The sequence below is a fragment of the Maritalea porphyrae genome (genome assembly GCF_030159895.1).
In the GTDB taxonomy this organism is placed as follows: domain Bacteria; phylum Pseudomonadota; class Alphaproteobacteria; order Rhizobiales; family Devosiaceae; genus Maritalea; species Maritalea porphyrae.
Genome location: NZ_BSNI01000002.1, coordinates 2,229,783 through 2,250,452, shown reverse-complemented (window position 1 = coordinate 2,250,452; position 20,670 = coordinate 2,229,783). Strand labels below are relative to the sequence as shown.

Here is a 20,670-nt window from a genome sequence, read left to right as displayed (position 1 = left end):
CCTTCTTACGTCTTGGCGGCTGTCTTCTTTGCCGCTGGTTTTTTCTTTGCTGGCGCTTTTTTCTTCGCCGGTGCTTTGCGTTTCTTCGCTGGCGCTTTTGCCGCTTTTGCTGCGATCAATTCCAACGCTTGTTCCATAGTGACACTTTGCGGATCAGTGTCTTTGGGCAGAGTTGCGTTTATCTTGCCATGATTCACATATGGGCCATAGCGTCCGTCCTTGACGGTGATTGGACCGCCATCTGGATGATCGCCCAATTCTTTAAGCGTGGCGGCTGCGCCGCGACGTCCGCCACCAGCTGCTTTTTCGGCCAAAACTGTCACAGCGCGGTTCAACCCAACACTGAACACTTCTTCAATGTCCGGAAGGTTGGCGTATTTGCCATTGTGCAACACAAATGGCCCATAGCGGCCAAGGCCCGCAGTAATCATTTTGCCGTCTTCTGGGTGCTCACCAACTTCGCGAGGTAGCGAAATCAGCTTTACGGCTTTTTCCAAGTCGATGGTCTCGGGTGCCCAGCCTTTCGGCAGTCCGGCGCGCTTCTTTTCGCCTTCGTGGACCATTTCAAGATATGGACCAAATCGACCTGACTTCATTTCAATGTCGACACCGAATTCGGGGTGCTGACCAATTACGCCAACGCCAGCAGTTTCAGCGGCTTGTCCTGTCGCGCTTTCTGCAAGTTGGCGTGTGTGATTACATTCTGGATAGTTCTCACACCCAATAAATGCACCATAACGGCCAAGCTTGAGCGATAGCATACCAGTATCACAATCCGGGCATTTGCGCGGGTCAGTTCCGTCTTCCTTTGGTGGGAAGATGTGTGAACCGAGCAAAGTGTTCAGTGCATCTAGAACTTCAGATACCCGAAGGTCTTTAATCTCGACAACATGCGCGGAGAAGTCGCGCCAAAACTTGGTCAGAACGTCTTTATATTGGACGTTGCCTGCAGAAATTTCGTCGAGCTGTTCTTCAAGGCCAGCTGTGAAGCCATATTCGACATAACGCTCAAAGAAGCTTTCTAAGAACGCTGTTACCAACCGGCCTCGATCCTCAGGTATGAGCGTGCGCTTTTCAAGGCGGACATAGTCGCGATCCTTGAGAACCCCAAGCGTCGCCGCAAAAGTAGAAGGGCGGCCAATGCCAAGCTCTTCCATTTTTTTGATCAAGCTTGCTTCTGTGAAACGAGCAGGTGGCTTTGTGTGGTTTTGCTCGGCCAATACGTCGAGCAGCGCTGGTTTGTCACCAGTATCCAGTTTCGGCAACTCTTTTGAGTTTTCATCGTCTTTGTCGACAGTGCTCACGCCATAAAGGGTCATGAAGCCTGGGAATGTAACAACCGAACCGACAGCGCGAAGATCGATCAATCGCTCGCCACCAACGCGCAAATCTGCAGTGGTGCGTTCGATCTCCGCAGCGCGCATTTGGCTAGCCATTGTGCGCTTCCAAATCAATTCATATAGTTTTTTCTGGTCAGGATCAGAGTTTTTGAGCTGCGCAGGTGTTTTGGACAAGTCTGTAGGGCGCACAGCTTCGTGCGCCTCTTGAGCGTTCTTGGCTTTAGACTGATAAATGCGTGGCTTTTCAGGCAAATAGTTGTCGCCAAACTCACGAGCGATTTGTCGACGTGTTGCGTCAATTGCCTCGGGTGCCATTTGAACGCCGTCAGTACGCATGTAAGTGATTGAGCCATCTTCATAAAGGCGCTGCGCGATCTGCATGGTGCGTGACGGTGAAAAGCCTAGACGACTAGACGCGTCTTGTTGCAGCGTCGAAGTGGTGAAAGGCGCGTAAGGATTGCGTTTGGTTGGCTTTTTCTCAACGCTATCAACAACAATATCGCCGGCTTTGATCGCTGCTTGTATAGCTTCTGCTTCGGCTTGGGTTTTAATGTCGTGCTTGTCGACTTTGTTGCCATCGAGCGCATAGAGACGGGCATCGAACTTGGTGCCGTCCTTTTCAAAATTCGACGTAACTGTCCAGAATTCTTGCGGCTTAAATTTCTCAATTTCGGTTTCTCGTTCGCAAACCAAACGAAGTGCAACAGATTGCACACGACCAGCGGAGCGCGAGCCTGGAAGCTTGCGCCATAGAACTGGCGATAGGGTGAAGCCTACAAGATAATCGAGCGCACGGCGAGCAAGATATGCATCAACTAGCGGCTCGTCCAAATCGCGTGGATTAGCCATGGCGTCGAGAACAGCATTTTTGGTAATCGCGTTAAACACGACACGCTTAACCGGTTTGTCTTTAAGCGCTTTTTTTTGTTTCAGTACTTCCAAAACATGCCAAGAAATCGCTTCACCTTCGCGATCAGGGTCAGTCGCTAGGATCAGTTCGTCAGACGCTTTTACAGCGCGCGTTATCTCTGTTAGTCGTTTTTTTGACGCCGCATCAACTTCCCATTTCATTTCAAAATCATGATCTGGATCGACGGAGCCATCTTTAGATGGCAAGTCGCGCACGTGTCCAAAAGACGCGAGTACCTCGAAATCTTTTCCGAGATATTTATTGATTGTCTTAGCTTTTGCGGGGCTTTCGACAATAACAACTTTCATCGCGTATTTCCTTAAATTTCGTGCGGTGGGCGGTGCGCAACATGGTCTTGTTTGGTGTTGAATGTCAATCACTCAACATACCTGCCGATGTGCTCACCTAGTGGAGAAACAAGACGATTTCAAGTGAATGTTTTATTTCACGCGGTCAATTTTAAGTTCACAAGCTGTCCTGAAGAGCGTTCAATACGTCCTGCGATTTCAAGATCGAGTAATACCATTTGAACCGCTTGAGCAGGTAGATTGGTCGCTCTTATCACTTCATCAATCGCGATCGGTGTGTGGCTTAGTGCGGATAAGACTTGTTCGGTCGCGTCAGGTACTTGTTCGATATCCCAATCAGCAATCAATTCATCTTCGTCTTCGCTGAACAAAGTCGGTTGGCTCAGTTGAAATCTTGTCAGTTCTTCTAGGATATCGTCGATATTGCGTACAAGTGTGGCGCCGTCGCGGATCAGTTTATTCCCACCCGCCGCGCGCGGGTCCAATGGAAAACCGGGAATAGCCATCACGTCGCGATTTTGTTCGTTTGCCAGACGAGCGGTGATCAATGAGCCGGATCGTATGGCCGCTTCAACAACCAAAACACCCAGCGACATTCCCGCAACAATGCGGTTTCTCCGTGGGAAATCGCGAGCGATAGGCTTGGTGCCAATCGGCATCTCGCTGACCAAAAGCCCGTTATTGTCGACAATTGATTGGGCAAGATCGCGGTTTTGCTCTGGATAGATATGGTCAACGCCGCCAGCGAATACGGCCACTGTGCCAGACTGGACGCTGGCCACGTGTGCGGCACTGTCTATTCCTCTAGCGAGACCCGACACCACAGTATAGCTATTTTGTCCAAGTTCGGCGGCCAACTGCCTGGTTAGGGCCATTCCAGCAGCTGATGCATTTCGCGCGCCTACGATGGCGACAGTTTTGTTTAAGTCCAAGCGCGCCTGCCCCAACACGGAAAGCAGGGGTGGCGCGCCTGACGCGTGAGCGAGCAGGGGAGGAAAGTCTGGTTCGCCCAACGCGATGAGTTTGCCCCCAATTTGATGCAGCCTTTCAATTTCGTGCATCGCTTCGTCTTCGGGGCAGATCTTAATGGGTTTGGCGGCGCCGCCGCGCGCCGCCAAAGCTGGCAATGCTCCCAGAGCGGCATCTACGGTACCGTAGCGGTTGATCAAGCGCTTAAATGTTGCGGGTCCAACATTTTCGGAGCGGATCAGCCTTAGCCAAGCCAGCTTTTGATTGTCAGTGAGATAGGTTTTGGGTGGTTCAGGCTCGTCGAATAGCTGCATTAGCTAGCCGATTGAGACTTTTCACCACCTATTTTGGTTTCAGTTCCATTCATAAGGCGTAAAATATTCTCTTTGTGTCGATAGTATAAAAATATGGAAATAAAGGCGCATGCAGCGCTTAGAGATGGGCCAGACCAAATCCAAGCAAAGACTGGTGCAGCCGCAGCGGCGGAAAGTGCCGCGAGTGAGGAATAACGACGGGCAAATGCCACAATTGCCCAAGTAAGACAAACAAGTAGACCCACAATCCAATTCAGTGCGAGCAGGGTGCCGATGAATGTTGCAACGCCTTTTCCGCCTTTGAATTTGAGCCAAATTGGCCAGCAATGCCCAGCAAATGCGGTAACGCCCGCAATTAGCGCTGCATTCTCACCCAAGAAATAGCGGGCAACTAAAACGGCAATGCCACCTTTTCCTGCATCAAGCAGCAATGTTGCAAGTGCCAAATCTTTGCGGCCAGTGCGCAAAACATTGGTGGCGCCAATATTGCCAGAACCAATTTCGCGTATGTCGCCCAAGCCGGCCAAACGGCAAATGACTAAGCCAAAAGGGACTGACCCAAGCAGATAGCCACCAAGTGCTGCAATGATGAGATTTAGATATTCCATAAATGCTTTATGCCAATTCGTATATCTTTGTGCCGCTTACAATGGACGTGGTGACCTTACCACTAAATCGCGCACCTTCAAATGCTGTGTTGCGTGAGCGTGATTTGAGATCATTCTCGGAAACGACCCAAGGGTAGTCTAAATCGATTTCAATCAGGTCTGCCTGTGCGCCTTTTGTAATTCGCCCAGCATCAATGCCCAACAAGTCAGCCGGGTTGCACGTCATGGCGCGCAACAGGGTAACAAGGTCTACCTGATCTTCGTGCACGAGGCGCAATGCAGCGCTGAGCATGGTTTCTAGACCAACAGCACCATCGACAGCTTCGGCAAACGGACGGCGTTTGCCTTCCATATCCTGTGGATCATGCGCGGAATGGATCACGTCAATTGTGCCATCAGCCAAAGCTGCAATCATTGCCTGGCGCTCATCTTCGCTGCGGAGTGGCGGAGCCAGTTTGAAATATGTGCGGTAATCGCCAATGTCATTTTCATTTAGGCAAAGATTATTGATCGATATGCCTGCCGAGATTCGGTCAGAGTTGGCTTTTGCGCGCTTGATTATCTCAGCAGATGTGCCGCAAGAGATTTGCGCCGCGTGATACCGGACACCGGTAGCTTCGGCCAATTGAATGTCCCGATCCAATGGGATTGTCTCTGCAATGTGCGGAATGCCTTTTAGGCCAAGTCCAGTGGCAAGCAATCCTGCATTCATAACGCCACTACCAGTCAATGAAGCGTCCGACACATGATGGATTACCGGCATGTCAAAGTTTAGGGCATAGGTGAATGCCGTTTTCAGAAGTGCTGGGTTCTGAATTGAGTTGCGACCATCTGTAAGTGCTTTTGCACCAGCTTCTTTAAGTAAGCCAAATTCTGAAATGTCTTCGCCTGCAAGACCTTTTGAAATCGCAGCTGCTGGGTAGAAGTTGATATCCGCATTGTCGCGCGCGCGCCGAGCGACAAAGTCAATTAGTGCTGCGTCATCCAATACGGGATTAGTGTCCGGCATAATTAGGGCGCTGGTAACGCCGCCAACTGCCGCCGCGTCCGATGCGCTTTTTAGCGTTTCGCGATATTCACGGCCTGGTTCGCCTGTGAAAACGCGCAGGTCCACAAGTCCGGGAGCAATTATGCGACCTTGAGCATCATGTATGTGGGCACCTTCTGGCGCAGATATATCGCCTTCTGCAATTTCTGCGATTTTGCCCTCTTCAATGAGGATCGCACCCATCTTGTCAGTTTCAGATGCAGGGTCGATGATGCGTGCATTTTTGATGACTAATTTGCTCATGCTTGCACCTCATCATTCGCAAGAAGCGCCTCTAATACCGCCATCCGCACCGCGACGCCCATTTCAACTTGCTCTGTAATTACGGAGCGGTCGCAATCAGCAATCGCGGGGTCTATTTCAACGCCACGGTTCATCGGGCCGGGATGCATGACGATTGCGTCGGGCTTTGCAAATGCGAGTTTTCGCTCGTCTAGACCATAGAAGCGGTAGAATTCGCGGACCGATGGAATTTGTTGACCGGAGGCGCGTTCGCGCTGGATGCGCAACATCATCACCACATCGGCGTCTTTTAGGCCTTCTTCCATATTGGTGAAGACTTCCGCTGCTATGTGCTCGATGCCGGAGGGCAGCATTGTTTTTGGTGCTATAACTCTTGTACGCACATTCATTGCGTTCAGTAGCATTAAGTTGGAGCGTGCGACTCGCGAGTTTGCAATGTCGCCACATATCGCCACGGTTAAGCCGTTCAAGCGACCTTTGTGGCGTCTTATGGTCAGGGCATCCAATAGTGCTTGAGTGGGGTGTTCATGTGTCCCATCGCCCGCGTTGACCACCGAACATCCCACTTTTTGGGATAGCAGTTTCACTGCGCCGGAAGAGGCGTGGCGAACCACGATCACGTCGGGTTGCATAGCGTTCAGCGTTGCGGCGGTATCGATCAGCGTTTCACCCTTTTTCACGCTTGAGGTGCTCACTGCCATGTTAAGAACGTCGGCGCCAAGACGTTTGCCGGCAATCTCGAATGAGCTTTGGGTGCGGGTAGAGTTTTCAAAGAACAGGTTGATTTGGGTGCGGCCTGCAAGCGTGTGCTTGGCCTTTTTCTGCTGCCGCGAAACCTTGACCATGGTCTCGGCACGGTCGAGCAATTCCGTGATCTCAACTGGGTTAAGATCAGCAATGCCTAAAAGATGCTTCTGGGAGAATGCGTTATGGCGTGGCGAAGTGGTATTCATATGCCTCGTTCCAAGTCGGTTTCCCCGGCATACCTTAAGCCCCAGTTAGGCTCAAGGGAAAACAGCGCATTTCACACCAATTACCTATTCAGCCTTAACGGCGGCGGTCAAGTGCGCCCTGAAGGATAAAGCTGGCGGCAAGTTTATCGACCACTTTTGCCTGTTTAGCGCGCGAAATATCAGCTTCTACCATTGTACGCGTGACAGCTGTTGTTGAAAGCCGTTCGTCCCAAAAAGCCATGGGAAGGTCGCACTTTTGCGAGAAGTTTCGCACAAAGGCTCGTGTTGATTGGGCGCGGGGACCTTCTGATCCGTCCATATTGAGCGGTAACCCGACGACGACACCAACACATGCGTTAATTGCGATCAGTTCAAGTATTCGTTCGGCGTCCAAACCAAACTTCTTGCGTTTGATGGTTTCGTTGGGGGTTGCAGTCATCTGCAGGCCGTCTGAAATCGCAACGCCTATAGTTTTGGTTCCCAGGTCTAAGCCGATTAGGCGACCAGTGGTGGGGAGTGCGTCGAGGGAGAACTGATCTTCTTGTGACAAGCTAAGCTCTTTTGCTGGCAAATTGATTGAAACTTCCCTAGCGTCTCATGCAGTTGAGTACAAGCAAATAGGGTGCAAATGCGTATTACCTGGTTCGGCGGCAGATGTTTTCGCATTAAATTCAGTGAAAATGACTTCGTTTTTTACCCAAAAGAAGCGCGAGCGGACTTCAATGCAGCGGCGCTTGTGGGGGACGCAATCGCTGTCGAGAACGCTTCGCATGAAATGTTCACGCCGTTGATTGCGTCACCGGAAACATCAAATTCTGGACGGTTGATTGATGTGATGGATGATCCTGAACGCTTTCTAAGCGGTGAGGGGCAGTTTGTTTTGGATGCGCCGCCTGATGAGCGTTTGGTAATCAAGGATTTGTCTGCGGCCATGCGCGACGAAGTTGGCAGTTGGCAAAATGGTGCAGTTGTTCTGAGTGTTGGGAGTTTTGAACAATGCCTTGCTCAACTTAATGACGGTTCACTGAATACTGCTCGGCAGTTGATTTTCGCTGTCGTTGATCCGCAGGCGCTGGATATGGACAGACTTGCTGCCGCGGCGGGTAAAATGCGCATTCAGTTGGCGGAAATTGGACTAGCGATAGAGCTTTAGTGCACTTTTGCGTCAAATGAGTACAAAAACCGCGTGCTTTTGGTTGTCAGGCCTTATTGGCATTGCTAAAAGCGCGGGAACCTTTCCTGATTTATTGAGGAGTCTCATATGTCGGTCGATGCCGATACAGTGAAGCGTATTGGGCGCCTTGCCCGTATCAAAATTGAAGATGGCGATGTTGAAAAGCTCAATGGCGAACTCAACACCATTCTTGAATTTGTTGAGCAGCTTTCTGAAGTTGACGTTACTGGGGTGGAGCCGATGACTTCGGTTGCGCCGATGGCTTTGCGTCGTCGTGAAGACAAAGTAACCGATGGCGGATATCCAGAGAAAATTGTCGCAAACTCTCCCCTGAGCGAAGACAACTTCTTCATGGTGCCGAAAGTCGTCGAGTAGTCCAAAGATGGCCGTAACAGTATTTGTTGAATCTCCGTTGCAAGATGATGTGCGCAATTTGATTGCCGCGCTCAATGCTCATATTGAACCGCTTGCGCCTGCCGAGTTTAACTTCTGCATGACCGTGGAAGATATGGCGGATGACACAACTACCGTTTTTGTTGCACGCGATGATGACGGCAATGCCGTGGGCATTGGTGCGCTAAAAGATCACGGCGAAGGACTAGGTGAAGTGAAGCGCATGTTCACTCTACCGGAAGTTCGGGGGCAGCGCGTTGGTGTTCGACTGCTTAACGCCATACAAGACAAAGCGCGGGTTAGCGGCCATAAACGTTTGGTGCTCGAAACAGGTACTGGCGAAGGCTATGCCGGCGCCTATCGGCTTTATGAGAATGCTGGATTTACAAAGTGCGGACCAATTCTGGATTATCCAGAGAGCGATTATTCCGCCTTTTTTGAAAAAGAACTCGTGATGGGCGGGTTTGAGGAATTATTTCAATGACAACTGATCTAACTCGATTGAGCCTTGCGGAAACCGCAAAGGGCCTCAAGGCAAAAGATTTCACTTCAAAAGAAGTCACTGCCTCTTATCTATACGCAATTGAAAAAGCTGAGGCATTGAACGCCTATGTAGCTGTAACCTCTGATCAAGCGTTGGATATGGCTGCGCAGAGTGACGAGAAGTTGCAAAAAGGCGAGGGTGGTGCGCTGGAAGGTGTGCCGCTAGGCATTAAAGACTTGTTCGCCACCAAGGGTGTGCACACACAGGCTGCCAGTCACATTCTTGATGGCTTCAAACCCGAATATGAAAGCACGGTCACACAGAATTTGTGGAATGACGGTGCGGTGATGCTTGGCAAACTCAATATGGACGAGTTTGCGATGGGGTCATCAAATGAGACTTCATACTACGGGCCAGTAATTAACCCATGGCGCGCAGAAGGTTCAAACGCTGATTTGGTGCCAGGTGGTTCATCCGGTGGTTCAGCTTCTGCTGTAGCTGGCTGGCTTTGCGCTGGTGCAACTGCAACTGATACTGGCGGGTCAATCCGGCAGCCTGCTGCTTTCACTGGTACAGTTGGTATCAAGCCAACATATGGTCGCGCGTCGCGCTGGGGCACTGTTGCCTTTGCTTCTTCTCTTGATCAAGCGGGACCTATTGCACGTACCGTTGAAGATGCAGCGATCATGACCACTTCGATCTGTGGCTTTGATCCAAAAGACTCAACGTCTGTTGATATGGCTGTTCCTGATTTCGCGGCGGCTGTCGAGCGTGGCGTTAAGGGGCTGACCATTGGTGTGCCAAAAGAATATCGCATGGACGGCATGCCAGCCGAGATCGAAAAGCTTTGGCAAGAAGGTCTTGCATGGCTCAAAGCTGAGGGCGCAACGATTAAAGATATTTCGTTGCCACACACCAAGTACGCGCTTCCAGCGTACTACATTGTTGCACCTGCGGAGGCGTCTTCAAACCTCGCGCGATATGATGGTGTGAAATACGGCTTGCGTGTTCCGGGCAAAGACATCACAGAGATGTATGAACTAACGCGCGCCGAAGGCTTTGGCCGTGAAGTACAACGTCGTGTGATGATTGGCACCTATGTGCTGTCGGCTGGTTACTATGATGCCTACTATGTTCAGGCTCAAAAAGTGCGCACATTGATCAAACGTGACTTTGAAAATGTGTTCAATGATGGCGTTGATGCGATTTTGACGCCAGCAACGCCTTCTGCTGCATTTGGTGTGGCTGATCAGGAAATGAAGTCAGATCCAATCAAAATGTACCTGAACGACATTTTCACGGTGACGGTGAATATGGCCGGATTGCCAGGCATTGCGGTGCCAGCTGGTAAAGATGGTCAGGGCTTGCCATTGGGCTTGCAGTTGATCGGTAAGCCGTTCGATGAAGAAACATTGTTTGCGGCAGCACGTGTGATTGAGAAATCGCATGGTTTGGACTTCACACCCAATAAGTGGTGGTAGCAAAAAGGGCGGGCATGATGACTGAGCGGATGAAAACACCAGCACAATGCGAAACGAAGCAAGATGTACGTTCAGAGATTGATCGACTAGATCAAGAATTGATCAATTTGTTCGCTGAGCGCCATGGCTATGTCATCCGCATGGCCGCGATTAAGACCGACCCGCATGAAGCTTACGATAAGGCGCGGATTGAAACGGTAATCGAAAAGGTGCGTGCCCGCGCGCTGGAGAAACAATTGGATGAGGATCAGGCCGAATTGATTTGGCGTACCCTTATCGACTGGAATGTGAATTTTGAAAAAGGCGTTATCGCCGCCCGCCGTAGCCAAGGCTAGACCTTCGCCAACAGGCAGCAATAAAGAGCAAAGAATATGACACTTGTTGATACACGTACGCCGGACCCAAAGAAATTTATCAAAGGCGCCACAGGCGACTGGGAAATGGTGCTTGGTCTTGAGGTCCACGCGCAAGTAACATCGGAATCAAAGCTGTTTTCTAGTTCATCTACTGAATTTGGCCAACCGCCCAACAATAATGTGAGTTTTGTTGATGCGGCGATGCCTGGCATGTTGCCGGTGATCAACGAAGAATGTGTGCGCCAAGCTGTGCGCACGGGTTTGGGGCTTAAGGCCAAGATCAATAAGCGGTCTATTTTTGACCGCAAAAACTACTTTTATCCCGACCAACCACCTGGATATCAGATTTCTCAATATCTCGATCCGATTGTCGGGGAGGGTAAGGTTTTGCTCGATATGGGCGAAGACGGTGAAGTTGAAATTGGTGTTGAGCGGCTTCACCTTGAGACTGATGCGGGCAAACTAATGCACGATCAGCATCCAAATATGAGCTTTGTCGATCTCAATCGTGCCGGTGTGGCGTTGATGGAGATCGTGTCTAAACCCGATCTACGTTCGTCCGATGAAGCCAAGGCTTACATCAGCAAGTTGCGCACAATTTTGCGCTATTTGGGCACATGTGATGGCAACATGGAGCAAGGTTCCATGCGTGCAGATATTAACGTATCAGTTCGTCGGCCAGGTGGCGAGTTTGGCACGCGGTGTGAAATTAAAAACGTCAATTCCGTGCGTTTTGCCGGGCAGGCGATTGAATATGAAGCACGTCGCCAAATTGACATTTTGGAAGACGGCGGGGAGATCGATCAGGAAACACGTTTGTTCGATCCCAAAACGGGTGAGACGCGGTCAATGCGCTCAAAGGAAGATGCACAAGATTATCGCTATTTCCCAGAGCCAGATTTGTTGCCGCTAGAATTTGATGATGCATTCATCGAAGAGTTGGCAAAAGACCTTCCAGAGCTTCCAGACGAAAAGCGTGCGCGTTTCATCAAGGAATTTGGTCTTACTGCATATGATGCAAATGTTTTGGTTGCAGACCGCGACAGCGCGGCATTCTACGAAGCTGTTGCTGAAGGTCGTGACGGCAAGCTGGCAGCGAACTGGGTAATCAATGAGTTGTTTGGCCGATTAAACAAAGAAGACTTGGCCGTAACTGCAAGCCCCGTTTCTGCAGAACAGCTTGGCGGCATTGTCGATTTGATCTCAAAAGGCGACATTTCTGGCAAAATTGCCAAAGACTTGTTTGAGATTGTTTGGACAGAAGGCGGTGACCCAGCGCAGCTCGTTGAAGAACGTGGCATGAAGCAGGTTACTGACACCGGCGCGATTGAAAAGATCGTTGATGAAATTGTTGCCGCAAACCCTGATCAGGTCGCAAAAGCACAAGAGAATCCAAAGCTGATGGGCTGGTTTGTTGGTCAGGTGATGAAAGCATCGCAAGGTAAGGCCAACCCACAAGCGGTGAACAAAATCCTCAAGGACAAGCTTGGGCTTTAATAATGGGTGCGGATCAAAGACCATTTTCGATCCGCGCTGCCAAGCAAAATGATGCACAAGAGCTTAGCGCCATGATGGTAACATCGTGGCGCGAAGCTTATGTGGACATAATTTCTGCTCCAAAGTTGGACGAAATTTGTTCAACCTGGCTGACGCCACAAAAATTTGCAGAACGCTTGGTCGATCAGAATGCGTGCAATCTGGTGGCCGTTTCCGACAGCCTTATTGTCGGGCACACGCACGTTCTGCCACGCGAGAATAATTCGCTTCTGGTCGCTTATCTTTATGTTTTGAAAGCACATGCGCGACGTGGAATTGGCGAGACACTTCTAAATTCGGCAATAGAGTGTTTTCCAGGCACGTCTCACGTCGAGCTGGGTGTATTGCAACAAAATCACGCCGCTATTGCCTTTTACAAATCCATTGGATTTTATGAAGCGGGTCCCGAACCCACTCCTGCAGATGAGCCTTCAAGTATTAAGATGACGATGGCACTTTAAAAATAGCGTTCGTTAAATGAGCAAAACAACCATTCGAGCTACCCAAGTTGAAGATGCTGCAGAGTTAAAAACTGCATTGTTGAATATCTGGCACAACACTTATGATAGCTTTTTGGGCGTAGAGCGCGTGACGAAGCTAGCAGCTGGCTGGCACACGCTTGATAAATTGCGAGCAGAAGCACAAGCAGACGACATTTGCAGCTTGGTTGCGGTATGCGATGGTTCAATTGTTGGCCACGCTTTGATGTATGAAGCGCAACCACGAACAATTCATCTTGCAAGGCTATATTTGGACCATTCATTTCACGGCAAAGGTATTGGCAAACGATTGCTGTCTAATGCAATCGACGCATTTCCACATGCACACAATGCATATTTGGAAGTCTATGAGCCCAACCAACGTGCAGTAAGATTTTATCAGGGGCAGGGGTTTGAGGTCGTTGCGAGAACGCGCGATGCTTACACCGAAGATGTACTTTACGAATACAAGATGGAAAAGAAGCTGGTTGATAATGACAAATAGTGTTTCGCGCGTTTTTATACGATATTAGCAAATGATGTTGGTGAGACTGCAGATTTCTACTGCGCGATATTGGATTTGAAACGCCACTTTGACAGTGATTGGTTCATTATTCTGACACCTGCCGATGGACCGCTGATAGAGCTGGCAATCCTTAATGTCCAAAACCCAATTGTGCCAGAAAACATGTCGCAAAGAGCGACTGGAGGTATACTGACATTCGTAGTTGAAAACGTGCATTTGGCCCATGACGCGGCTAAGGCAGTTGATGCAAAAATCGTGTCTGGACCAACGGCAATGCCTTACGGACAAGAGAGATTGTTGATTGAGGATCCAAATGGGCAGCTTATTGATATCTCGTCTCCTACCGCCCCTTTAACGAGTGCGGGCTAAGCGCGATAGATGCCTAGAATTTGCGAAGAATTGATCTCCGTGCTCATAATCCATCTATGAATTCGATTCGAATTATCGGAATTGCGTCTTTGGATTGAGGTCTAAAGTGTTCCGCCCAACTGGCGATGGAGGGTGGTAAATGATCAGAGTACTGTATTTCAGCACCGCAAAAACGGTTGTAACGGCGTCTGAGGTCAATCAAATCGCAGCAGCTTCCTCTGTTGAAAATGAGAAGCGCTCAATTACAGGTGCATTGGCGTTCAATGGTAGCACATTTGCACAAGTGCTTGAGGGAGATGAGGCGGTTGTTGACCCTCTGATGAATGCCATCATGGCTGACCCTCGGCATACCGGCGTGCGCGAGGTGATGCGCAAAGAAATCGATCATCGTGAATTTGACGGATGGGGCATGAAGCTTGTTGGCGGCCTTGAATTCGATTTGTTGCTCGATTCAATGGCCAAATAGCAAAGTATCGCGAGATGCTGAGAGGTGGCGCATTTCACCACCTCCAATCCAACTTGCGGAGCTTTAGGCTGCTTCTGCCGGTGATCGTTTAGCATTGGGGAAGAATTGAGCTGAAACCCTGTCCAAGAAGTCACTTAGATTCTTGTGTCCGGCTATATGCTCTGCCAATGGTGTGGGGACTGGGTTCTGCACAAGGTTTATCAAACAGCCATAAACGCTCGCATCGATTGATGTTGGTTTTTCTGACAGAAAATAGGTGCTGTCGTCCAGTATCGTAGCAAGATCATCAATTATGCGTTTGCCAAGTATGTAGGTTTCCTCGGTCGAATGACGCCCGATTCCTTGTCCGCGCAATGCGTTTTGCATCATATCAAGGGCCTGCGGCGCAATTTGCTGTCTTGCTTCTTCTGGCATGTGACCGAAGAAGATTTCTTCCATGATTGGCCAGTTGGTTTCCACCTGCCAGCGTGAATAGACGAGAATGAAATAGAGTTGTTCTTCGACTGTGCCCATAATCATGTGGCCAATCGCTTTGTCGGTTGGTGATAGGTGGGCTAGCAAATCTACACCATGGTCTGCGTTGAGTTTAGCTTCGATAAACTGCGTGTCGCCCACACGTTTATTACTATCAGCAATAAATGGCACCTTCTGTTTTGGGCCCTCGCGTGGATCCATTACTAACTCGCGGCTGAACTCTAGGCCGGATAGTTGAAGGATCATATCCAGTTTGGTGCAGAAGGGGCTCAGGTTTGGCGCGCCTTGTTCGGTAGGTGGCTGAAAAAATTGGATGGTCATTCGCATCGCTCCTTGTCTGGGTTGCTATGGCTGAACAATACTGACATCATGCTGACAGCGTGGTGTCAGCATGGAGTAACAAATGCGCCGAGCAGATAGGTTGTTACAAATTGTGCAGATCTTGCGGCGGTCCAACGGGCAGCCAGTTTCTGCTGGCCAAATTGCGCAAGAGTTAGAGGTGGCCAAACGCACAATCTATCGCGATATGGTTGCACTTGAATCGATCAATGTGCCCGTGCGAGGCGAGGCAGGGGTTGGCTATGTTCTCGAAGGTGGTTTGGATTTGCCGCCATTGATTTTCAATTCAACTGAGTTGGAAACACTAATGCTGGGTGCGCGGTGGGTTGAGGTTCACGGCGATTTAGATCAACAGCTTGCAGCAAAAGATGTGGTTGCCAAAATTGCGGCGGTCTTACCTCAAGAGTTGCGTGAGGAATTTTTCGGCGTATCGCTTTATGCACCTGCTAAGACGAAACAGCGATATGAAGGGCATGTTTCCTCTCACGAATTGCGCAAAGCGCTTAAAGCGGAGAGGGTTGTAGAGCTGGAATACACCGATGAACAGGGGCGGTTAAGCGCGAGGCGCGTTTGGCCAATCTCTATTGGCTATTTTGACTTCAAGCGATTGATGCTTTGTTGGTGTGAGCAACGCGAAGCATTTCGAGCGTTTCGCGCAGACCGAATATCAAAACTTGAAGTGCTTAATGAACGAATTCCCAAATCGCGTGCCGCGCTCAAGAAGCTTTGGTGGGAGGAAGAGCAAAGCAATCCGCGAAGAACTCAAATCGACAAAGCATTTTCAGATGAGATGACCCGACGATAAATTGAAGTGTCGAATTTGTTGACCTTCATACGACATGGGTTGAGAACAGGAGAAAGCCAATTGAATGGAATTGTTATCAACTACACATATTCGGGCGATGAGAAAGAATGGGAGAATGTTGTCGGCACGTTTGTGTCGGCACTTGATGCTGATACCGAGATTGGGGAAGGATTTAGCTACATAGTTTCGAAGTCTCGGGAAAGCAACAGACGAACCCACATTGGCCGATGGAAAAGCCAAGAGATACTTACGCTCGTCCAATCACGCGACTATTTCAAGATTTTCGCGGCCCGCCTCAAAGAACTAGCAGGCGACAGCTTGTCGCCTGAGCCGATGGCCGTGACGGTGCAAACGCAGTCGGCGTGATCTGAATTAACGCCTAGGCGGCCGGCTTTGCGTGCTGGAAAAGCTTAAACAGTCGACCGTCTATTGCCAAAATGCCTACGAAGATGACGGCCATGCCTGCAACATGAATTGGCAGGATGTTTTCGCCCAAGACGATAAAACCCAATATTATTGCCGATATGGGGGCAACAAATGTTGTTGTAGACATGTTTGTTGCGCCAACCCGCTCCAAAATTCGGTACACCACCAAGAACGTGAATGTGGTGGCGATGAAGCCGATATAGAACAAAGCGCCCCAAGATTCTGCTTTTTGGATTTGCGGCATACCTTCAATCATTAGCACAAATGGCAGTAGCGCAATTGTTGCCCCTGTGAGTGCTATTGTGGCAATGAAGGAAGGGTTTAGATGCTTGAACGATCGCGTATAGTTGAGCGCGATGCCGTAAAGGAATGTTGCGAGAATCATTAATCCAATTGCCCACAATTCCGATTGCCCGCCTGATTGCACGGCAGGCAAAGCAATCAGAGCAACGCCACCAAATGCAATCGCAACACCAATTGATTTTGCTTTCGTTGCTTTTTCGCCGCCGGGCCAGAATTGCGAAACGATCACGACCATGATTGGTGTCAACGCGTTGACGATTCCTGCAACGCCGACATTTACGTGTGCTTGGGCCAATGGGAACAGTGCAAATGGAATCGAAAAATTGATGATGCCGAGCAAGGTGAGGCCCGCGTAAATCCGCCAGTCCGAGGGAAGTTGTACCCTTGTGGCCAAAAGGTAGGCCCAACAGCCAATTGCGGCCACACCAACGCGGCCAAGGGAAACTGAAAGTGGTCCCAATTCGCGGATAAGGATGGCGTTAAACAGGAACGAACCGCCCCAGATAAACCCCATGCCGATAATGATCGCCCAATCTGATATTTTCACGTGGCTGTGCTTTCGACTTTGTGGAGCGCCAACCTATGCTCAGTTGCGTGTCGCTGTCGAACCGAAAAATACGATTTTACCATCACAAAAATTGATGAGCTACCAAGCGTGTGGTTCACCGTTCCATTTGAAGAACTTGCCGGTATCTGCAAGTACAAGCTTTTCAAAGCATTGGAAAAGGCTGTTGGCGCTTTCTGGCGGCGTTATGTCAGCTTGCTGACCGCCCATGTCCGTCTGTACCCAGCCCGGATGGTACATGGCTACAATTATGCTTTCAGATCGCAATTGGCTGGCAAGCAAAGTCATTGCGCGATTTAGCGCTGCTTTTGACGAATTGTATGCAAACCGCCCTTGGGTTTGATACTGCATTGCGCCCAACTGACTTGAAATGGCAACAATCTTGCCATTGTCGCTTTTGCGAATGTTACTGATCAGCGCTTCAGTGACGCGAACAGGGCCCAGCGTGTTGATCGCAAGTGTTTCCATCCACTCATCGTAGTCGATGTCACCCAAAGATTGGTGATCGCCACCGATCACTCCAGCATTATTGATCAAGACATCAATTTTCCGGTCACCAATTGCACTTGCAAACGCGGCAACAGAATCGGCATTTGCAACATCGAGCTGTACAATCTCGATGTCACCGTCGGTCGCATCCGCAAGGCTATTCAGGGCCTTTGCACTTTCGGGTGATCGGCAGGCTGCAATAATGTGCCAATCGCCGTTTGCGAGGTAGCATTTGACCAACTCAAAGCCAATTCCGCGATTGGCACCTGTAATCACAACAGTTTTGGTCATTTTGCTTTCCTCCTAGTTGGGCCAAACGAGCGACGTCTGGTCAGCGGTTTCAACGTCATTATTTGGACGTTTCTCGATATATTGCTTGAGCGCCAGTGGGTAGATTTGATGTTCAACTTTAAGAATGCGTGCCGCAAGCGTGTCGGCATCGTCGCTATCCAACACAGGAACGACAGCCTGCATGACTGGCGGGCCGGCATCAAGTTCTGGCGTTACTTCATGCACCGTTGCGCCTGCAATTTTCACCCCTGCATCCAATGCCTGCTGCTGAGGATGCAGGCCCTTGAATGACGGCAATAGGGAGGGGTGGATGTTGAGCATTTTTCCAAGCCACTTTTGAGCAAAGCTGTCCGCGTGTATACGCATGTAGCCCGCATGGACTAATAGCTCGGCGCCCCATACTTCAAGTTGTGCATCAAGTGCTTCACAAAATGATTCACGGCTATCAAAATCTTTGTGAGAAATCACTGCTGTCTGAATGCCTTCGCTTTGAGCATAGGCGAGGCCCGCTGCATCTGCGCGGTTCGAGAATACACCAATTATTTCAGCAGGATAGTCTTTGTCTTTCGCAGCTTGAATCAGGGTGCGCATGTTGGAGCCGCGTCCCGAAATCAGAATTGCGACCTTGGTTTTTGCGCTCATAGTGATAGCTCACCCGAATAGACCACGGCGTCACCGTCGCGCTCAACCAGTTCGCCAAGAACGAGTGGCTCTTCACCGGCTGACTTGAGTTCTTTGATTAGCGCGTCTTTTTCGTCAGCGCTTGCCACTAAGACCATGCCAACGCCACAGTTGAATGTGCGCATCATTTCGTCAGCTTTTACGCCGCCTTGATCTGCAAGCCAGCGGAACACAGGCGAGGCAACAATCGCAGAGCGATCAATTGACGCTGCCAGCGTGTCTGGCAATACACGCGGGATGTTCTCTGTAAACCCGCCACCCGTAATGTGGGCGAGGGCTTTGATCTTCACGCCGTTTTTGAGCGCTGCAAGAATTTGGCGAACGTAAATGCGCGTCGGACGCAGCAAGGCTTCACCAAGTGTAACCCCGTCTTCAAAAGGAGCAGGGGCATCCCATGCCAAACCTGATAGCTCGACAATTTTGCGCACAAGCGAGTAGCCATTTGAATGGACGCCAGAAGAACGTAGACCAATAATCACGTCGCCTATGGAGATGTCGTTTGTTGGCAGCATGTTGCCGCGCTCTGCCGCGCCGACACAAAAGCCAGCGAGGTCATAATCGCCTTCTTTGTACATGCCTGGCATTTCAGCGGTCTCCCCGCCAATAAGGGCGCAATTTGCATCCCGACAGCCTGCGGCGATCCCTTCAACCACCGCAACAGCAACATCATTTTCTAATTTGCCGGTTGCATAGTAGTCGAGGAAGAAAAGTGGCTCAGCGCCTTGAACGATCAAGTCGTTTACGCACATAGCCACAAGGTCGATGCCTACTGTGTCGTGCACACCGCTATCAATAGCGATTTTTAGTTTTGTTCCCACACCATCATTGGCGGCAACAAGGATTGGATCTTTAAAGCCTGCCGCTTTGAGGTCAAACAGCCCACCAAAGCCGCCGATTTCGGTGTCTGAACCGGGGCGTTTTGTGGATTTAACTGCTGGTTTGATGCGCTCGACAAGTTCGTTGCCTGCGTCAATATCCACGCCTGCGTCGCGATATGACAAACCGTTGGTTTTTTTTGATGCATTATCTGGCATTTTGTGCCCCAATCCCTATTTTTAGGCATGTTCGCGCTGAAAGGCGAAAATGTTGATGCGATCAGCCATATCTGGTTGAATATCCGCATTCAAAACGATATCAGCGCTGATAAAGGTTTGAGCACATTCACGCAAGAGGCGGGGCCCGATATGACACTGCAAAATCAGATAAAAGCGTGGGTTGTGATGCTCGCCGTGTTCATTTTGTTCATGTGGGTGTTCCGCGGCATACTACTGCCGTTCATTGCGGGCATGATTTTGGCCTATTTGCTGGACCCGGTTGCCGATTTGCTTGAGAAGATCAAATTCTCCCGGTTTTGGGCTACGCTGACTATCCTTGTGGTTGCTGTTGCGTTCTTTATTGGTTTGTTTTTGTTTATCGTACCGCCGTTGATCAACCAACTTGTTGGTCTCGTGGCCCGTTTGCCCGAATATATTTCGCAATTGCAGGTTTTCGCCACTGAGTACGGAAACAAGTATGCCCCAACAATCATTGAGCGGTTGGGCGAGGAACGCGCGGCCGAATTCCAGCAATGGCTAAATCAATTGCTTAATCAGGGCATTGGCTTTGCTGTGGATGTAACGACGCGAGTTGCGCAGAGCGGTTTGACTTTGCTTAACGCACTTGGCCTGATGATTGTTACGCCCGTTGTTGCGTTCTATCTTTTGCTCGACTGGGACCAGATGGTTAAGCGGATTGACGAATTGTTGCCGCGTGAGCATCGCAAAGAAATTCAGTATGTTTTTGGCGAAATTGATGTCGCAATGGCAGGCTTTGTGCGCGGGCAAAGCTCGGTTGTCATGATCTTGGCGGCATTCTATGCCACGGCCCTGACCCTTGTAGACCTAAATTTTGGCCTCGCCATTGGTTTGGCGGCTGGTTTCTTTAGTTTCATTCCTTATGTCGGTTTTCTGGTTGGCTTTGTCCTTTCTATCGGTGTTGCAATTGTTCAATTCTGGCCTGATTGGTTTATGGTCGGCGTCGTGTTCGGCATATTCATGGTCGGTCAGTTTATTGAAGGTAACATTTTGTACCCTAAGCTCGTGGGGCGTTCGATTGGCGTGCACGCGGTTTGGCTAATGTTTGCACTATTTGCATTTGCGCTGCTTTTCGGCGCAGTCGGTGTACTTTTGGCGGTGCCTATGGCTGCGATTGCTGGGGTGCTTGGCCGCTACGCGGTCAAAAAGTATCTAGAAAGCCCGCTATATGATGCGAGTAATGGGCCAAAGCCTAAAGTGATGCCATCTGCCATCGCTGAAGACCAAGAAGAAGCAAGTAAAACAACAGAAAGCGCAACAAGCTAGC

At 49.9% G+C, this 20,670-nt stretch carries 24 protein-coding genes; 13 read left to right on the top strand and 11 right to left on the bottom strand.

Features of this window, described 5'->3' with window-relative positions:
• Positions 1 to 5 precede the first annotated feature (5 nt).
• The 6 genes from topA to ruvX form a co-directional block, all read right to left on the bottom strand.
• Complete coding sequence (gene topA, locus QQL65_RS14350) at positions 6 to 2,558, bottom strand: type I DNA topoisomerase (RefSeq protein ID WP_284365654.1); 2,553 nt, start codon at positions 2,556 to 2,558, stop codon at positions 6 to 8.
• Positions 2,559 to 2,695: 137 nt separating this feature from the next.
• Positions 2,696 to 3,841, bottom strand: a complete 1,146-nt coding sequence (gene dprA / locus QQL65_RS14345) for a DNA-processing protein DprA (protein ID WP_284365653.1) — start codon at positions 3,839 to 3,841, stop codon at positions 2,696 to 2,698.
• Positions 3,841 to 4,449 (bottom strand): glycerol-3-phosphate 1-O-acyltransferase PlsY, encoded by a 609-nt coding sequence (plsY, locus tag QQL65_RS14340; RefSeq protein ID WP_284365651.1) that lies wholly within the window; start codon positions 4,447 to 4,449, stop codon positions 3,841 to 3,843. The genes dprA and plsY overlap by 1 nt, the downstream gene beginning before the upstream one ends.
• Before the next feature lie 7 nt (positions 4,450 to 4,456).
• Entirely contained in the window at positions 4,457 to 5,740 is a 1,284-nt protein-coding gene (gene pyrC, locus QQL65_RS14335; RefSeq protein ID WP_284365649.1) for a dihydroorotase, read from the bottom strand.
• Entirely contained in the window at positions 5,737 to 6,693 is a 957-nt protein-coding gene (locus QQL65_RS14330) for an aspartate carbamoyltransferase catalytic subunit (RefSeq protein ID WP_284365647.1), read from the bottom strand. The genes pyrC and QQL65_RS14330 overlap by 4 nt, the downstream gene beginning before the upstream one ends.
• A gap of 94 nt (positions 6,694 to 6,787) precedes the next feature.
• Entirely contained in the window at positions 6,788 to 7,243 is a 456-nt protein-coding gene (gene ruvX, locus QQL65_RS14325; protein ID WP_284365645.1) for a Holliday junction resolvase RuvX, read from the bottom strand.
• 78 nt (positions 7,244 to 7,321) lie between these two features.
• On the opposite strand from ruvX, the gene QQL65_RS14320 reads away from it, so the two are divergent.
• The 10 genes from QQL65_RS14320 (at position 7,322) to QQL65_RS14275 (ending at position 13,957) form a co-directional block, all read left to right on the top strand.
• The gene (locus tag QQL65_RS14320) at positions 7,322 to 7,846 is read left to right on the top strand and encodes a hypothetical protein (RefSeq protein WP_284365643.1); all 525 of its coding nucleotides are present in this window, start codon (positions 7,322 to 7,324) and stop codon (positions 7,844 to 7,846) included.
• Between the two features lie 108 nt (positions 7,847 to 7,954).
• Entirely contained in the window at positions 7,955 to 8,242 is a 288-nt protein-coding gene (gene gatC / locus QQL65_RS14315) for an Asp-tRNA(Asn)/Glu-tRNA(Gln) amidotransferase subunit GatC (RefSeq protein ID WP_284365641.1), read from the top strand.
• A 7-nt stretch (positions 8,243 to 8,249) separates the two neighbouring features.
• Positions 8,250 to 8,744, top strand: a complete 495-nt coding sequence (locus QQL65_RS14310; protein WP_284365639.1) for a GNAT family N-acetyltransferase — start codon at positions 8,250 to 8,252, stop codon at positions 8,742 to 8,744.
• Entirely contained in the window at positions 8,741 to 10,225 is a 1,485-nt protein-coding gene (gatA, locus tag QQL65_RS14305; RefSeq protein ID WP_284365638.1) for an Asp-tRNA(Asn)/Glu-tRNA(Gln) amidotransferase subunit GatA, read from the top strand. Before QQL65_RS14310 ends, gatA begins: the two co-directional genes overlap by 4 nt.
• 17 nt (positions 10,226 to 10,242) lie before the next feature.
• Entirely contained in the window at positions 10,243 to 10,560 is a 318-nt protein-coding gene (locus QQL65_RS14300) for a chorismate mutase (protein ID WP_284365636.1), read from the top strand.
• 36 nt (positions 10,561 to 10,596) lie between these two features.
• Positions 10,597 to 12,078, top strand: a complete 1,482-nt coding sequence (gene gatB / locus QQL65_RS14295) for an Asp-tRNA(Asn)/Glu-tRNA(Gln) amidotransferase subunit GatB (protein ID WP_284365634.1) — start codon at positions 10,597 to 10,599, stop codon at positions 12,076 to 12,078.
• 2 nt (positions 12,079 to 12,080) lie between these two features.
• Positions 12,081 to 12,578 carry a GNAT family N-acetyltransferase gene (locus QQL65_RS14290; protein WP_284365633.1) on the top strand — a complete coding sequence of 166 codons (498 nt, stop codon included), beginning with the start codon at positions 12,081 to 12,083 and terminating at the stop codon, positions 12,576 to 12,578.
• 16 nt (positions 12,579 to 12,594) lie between these two features.
• On the top strand, positions 12,595 to 13,101 hold the full coding sequence (locus tag QQL65_RS14285; protein WP_284365632.1) for a GNAT family N-acetyltransferase: 507 nt from the start codon (positions 12,595 to 12,597) through the stop codon (positions 13,099 to 13,101).
• Positions 13,102 to 13,122: 21 nt separating this feature from the next.
• Positions 13,123 to 13,491, top strand: a complete 369-nt coding sequence (locus QQL65_RS14280) for a VOC family protein (RefSeq protein ID WP_284366303.1) — start codon at positions 13,123 to 13,125, stop codon at positions 13,489 to 13,491.
• A 139-nt stretch (positions 13,492 to 13,630) separates the two neighbouring features.
• Positions 13,631 to 13,957 carry a BLUF domain-containing protein gene (locus QQL65_RS14275; protein ID WP_284365631.1) on the top strand — a complete coding sequence of 109 codons (327 nt, stop codon included), beginning with the start codon at positions 13,631 to 13,633 and terminating at the stop codon, positions 13,955 to 13,957.
• A 63-nt stretch (positions 13,958 to 14,020) separates the two neighbouring features.
• Here the strand turns inward: QQL65_RS14275 and QQL65_RS14270 are convergent, their stop codons facing one another.
• Positions 14,021 to 14,752 (bottom strand): glutathione S-transferase family protein, encoded by a 732-nt coding sequence (locus QQL65_RS14270; RefSeq protein ID WP_284365630.1) that lies wholly within the window; start codon positions 14,750 to 14,752, stop codon positions 14,021 to 14,023.
• A gap of 82 nt (positions 14,753 to 14,834) precedes the next feature.
• Between QQL65_RS14270 and QQL65_RS14265 the strand changes: the two genes are divergently transcribed.
• Both QQL65_RS14265 and QQL65_RS14260 read left to right on the top strand, forming a co-directional pair.
• Positions 14,835 to 15,575, top strand: a complete 741-nt coding sequence (locus QQL65_RS14265) for a helix-turn-helix transcriptional regulator (RefSeq protein ID WP_284365629.1) — start codon at positions 14,835 to 14,837, stop codon at positions 15,573 to 15,575.
• A gap of 60 nt (positions 15,576 to 15,635) precedes the next feature.
• The gene (locus QQL65_RS14260; protein ID WP_284365628.1) at positions 15,636 to 15,941 is read left to right on the top strand and encodes a hypothetical protein; all 306 of its coding nucleotides are present in this window, start codon (positions 15,636 to 15,638) and stop codon (positions 15,939 to 15,941) included.
• 13 nt (positions 15,942 to 15,954) lie between these two features.
• Here the strand turns inward: QQL65_RS14260 and QQL65_RS14255 are convergent, their stop codons facing one another.
• The 4 genes from QQL65_RS14255 to purM form a co-directional block, all read right to left on the bottom strand.
• On the bottom strand, positions 15,955 to 16,851 hold the full coding sequence (locus QQL65_RS14255; protein WP_284365627.1) for a DMT family transporter: 897 nt from the start codon (positions 16,849 to 16,851) through the stop codon (positions 15,955 to 15,957).
• Positions 16,852 to 16,950: 99 nt separating this feature from the next.
• Positions 16,951 to 17,649 carry an SDR family oxidoreductase gene (locus QQL65_RS14250; protein WP_284365626.1) on the bottom strand — a complete coding sequence of 233 codons (699 nt, stop codon included), beginning with the start codon at positions 17,647 to 17,649 and terminating at the stop codon, positions 16,951 to 16,953.
• 12 nt (positions 17,650 to 17,661) lie between these two features.
• Positions 17,662 to 18,291, bottom strand: coding sequence for a phosphoribosylglycinamide formyltransferase (purN, locus tag QQL65_RS14245; protein WP_284365625.1), 630 nt, complete (start codon positions 18,289 to 18,291; stop codon positions 17,662 to 17,664).
• Entirely contained in the window at positions 18,288 to 19,364 is a 1,077-nt protein-coding gene (gene purM, locus QQL65_RS14240) for a phosphoribosylformylglycinamidine cyclo-ligase (protein WP_284365624.1), read from the bottom strand. Before purM ends, purN begins: the two co-directional genes overlap by 4 nt.
• Positions 19,365 to 19,514: 150 nt before the next feature.
• Here purM and QQL65_RS14235 point away from each other — a divergent pair, with 150 nt between their 5' ends.
• The gene (locus QQL65_RS14235; protein WP_431357091.1) at positions 19,515 to 20,669 is read left to right on the top strand and encodes an AI-2E family transporter; all 1,155 of its coding nucleotides are present in this window, start codon (positions 19,515 to 19,517) and stop codon (positions 20,667 to 20,669) included.
• The last annotated feature ends 1 nt before the right edge of the window (position 20,670 follow it).

Bases quoted from the DNA above. Each gene is read 5' to 3' on its own strand.
- topA (WP_284365654.1), bottom strand. From the start codon at position 2,558: ATGAAAGTTGTTATTGTCGAAAGCCCCGCAAAAGCTAAGACAATCAAT.
- dprA (WP_284365653.1), bottom strand. From the start codon at position 3,841: ATGCAGCTATTCGACGAGCCTGAACCACCCAAAACCTATCTCACTGAC.
- plsY (WP_284365651.1), bottom strand. From the start codon at position 4,449: ATGGAATATCTAAATCTCATCATTGCAGCACTTGGTGGCTATCTGCTT.
- pyrC (WP_284365649.1), bottom strand. From the start codon at position 5,740: ATGAGCAAATTAGTCATCAAAAATGCACGCATCATCGACCCTGCATCT.
- QQL65_RS14330 (WP_284365647.1), bottom strand. From the start codon at position 6,693: ATGAATACCACTTCGCCACGCCATAACGCATTCTCCCAGAAGCATCTT.
- QQL65_RS14320 (WP_284365643.1), top strand. From the start codon at position 7,322: ATGCGTATTACCTGGTTCGGCGGCAGATGTTTTCGCATTAAATTCAGT.
- gatC (WP_284365641.1), top strand. From the start codon at position 7,955: ATGTCGGTCGATGCCGATACAGTGAAGCGTATTGGGCGCCTTGCCCGT.
- QQL65_RS14310 (WP_284365639.1), top strand. From the start codon at position 8,250: ATGGCCGTAACAGTATTTGTTGAATCTCCGTTGCAAGATGATGTGCGC.
- gatA (WP_284365638.1), top strand. From the start codon at position 8,741: ATGACAACTGATCTAACTCGATTGAGCCTTGCGGAAACCGCAAAGGGC.
- QQL65_RS14300 (WP_284365636.1), top strand. From the start codon at position 10,243: ATGACTGAGCGGATGAAAACACCAGCACAATGCGAAACGAAGCAAGAT.
- gatB (WP_284365634.1), top strand. From the start codon at position 10,597: ATGACACTTGTTGATACACGTACGCCGGACCCAAAGAAATTTATCAAA.
- QQL65_RS14290 (WP_284365633.1), top strand. From the start codon at position 12,081: ATGGGTGCGGATCAAAGACCATTTTCGATCCGCGCTGCCAAGCAAAAT.
- QQL65_RS14285 (WP_284365632.1), top strand. From the start codon at position 12,595: ATGAGCAAAACAACCATTCGAGCTACCCAAGTTGAAGATGCTGCAGAG.
- QQL65_RS14275 (WP_284365631.1), top strand. From the start codon at position 13,631: ATGATCAGAGTACTGTATTTCAGCACCGCAAAAACGGTTGTAACGGCG.
- QQL65_RS14270 (WP_284365630.1), bottom strand. From the start codon at position 14,752: ATGACCATCCAATTTTTTCAGCCACCTACCGAACAAGGCGCGCCAAAC.
- QQL65_RS14265 (WP_284365629.1), top strand. From the start codon at position 14,835: ATGCGCCGAGCAGATAGGTTGTTACAAATTGTGCAGATCTTGCGGCGG.
- QQL65_RS14250 (WP_284365626.1), bottom strand. From the start codon at position 17,649: ATGACCAAAACTGTTGTGATTACAGGTGCCAATCGCGGAATTGGCTTT.
- purN (WP_284365625.1), bottom strand. From the start codon at position 18,291: ATGAGCGCAAAAACCAAGGTCGCAATTCTGATTTCGGGACGCGGCTCC.
- purM (WP_284365624.1), bottom strand. From the start codon at position 19,364: ATGCCAGATAATGCATCAAAAAAAACCAACGGTTTGTCATATCGCGAC.
- QQL65_RS14235 (WP_431357091.1), top strand. From the start codon at position 19,515: ATGACACTGCAAAATCAGATAAAAGCGTGGGTTGTGATGCTCGCCGTG.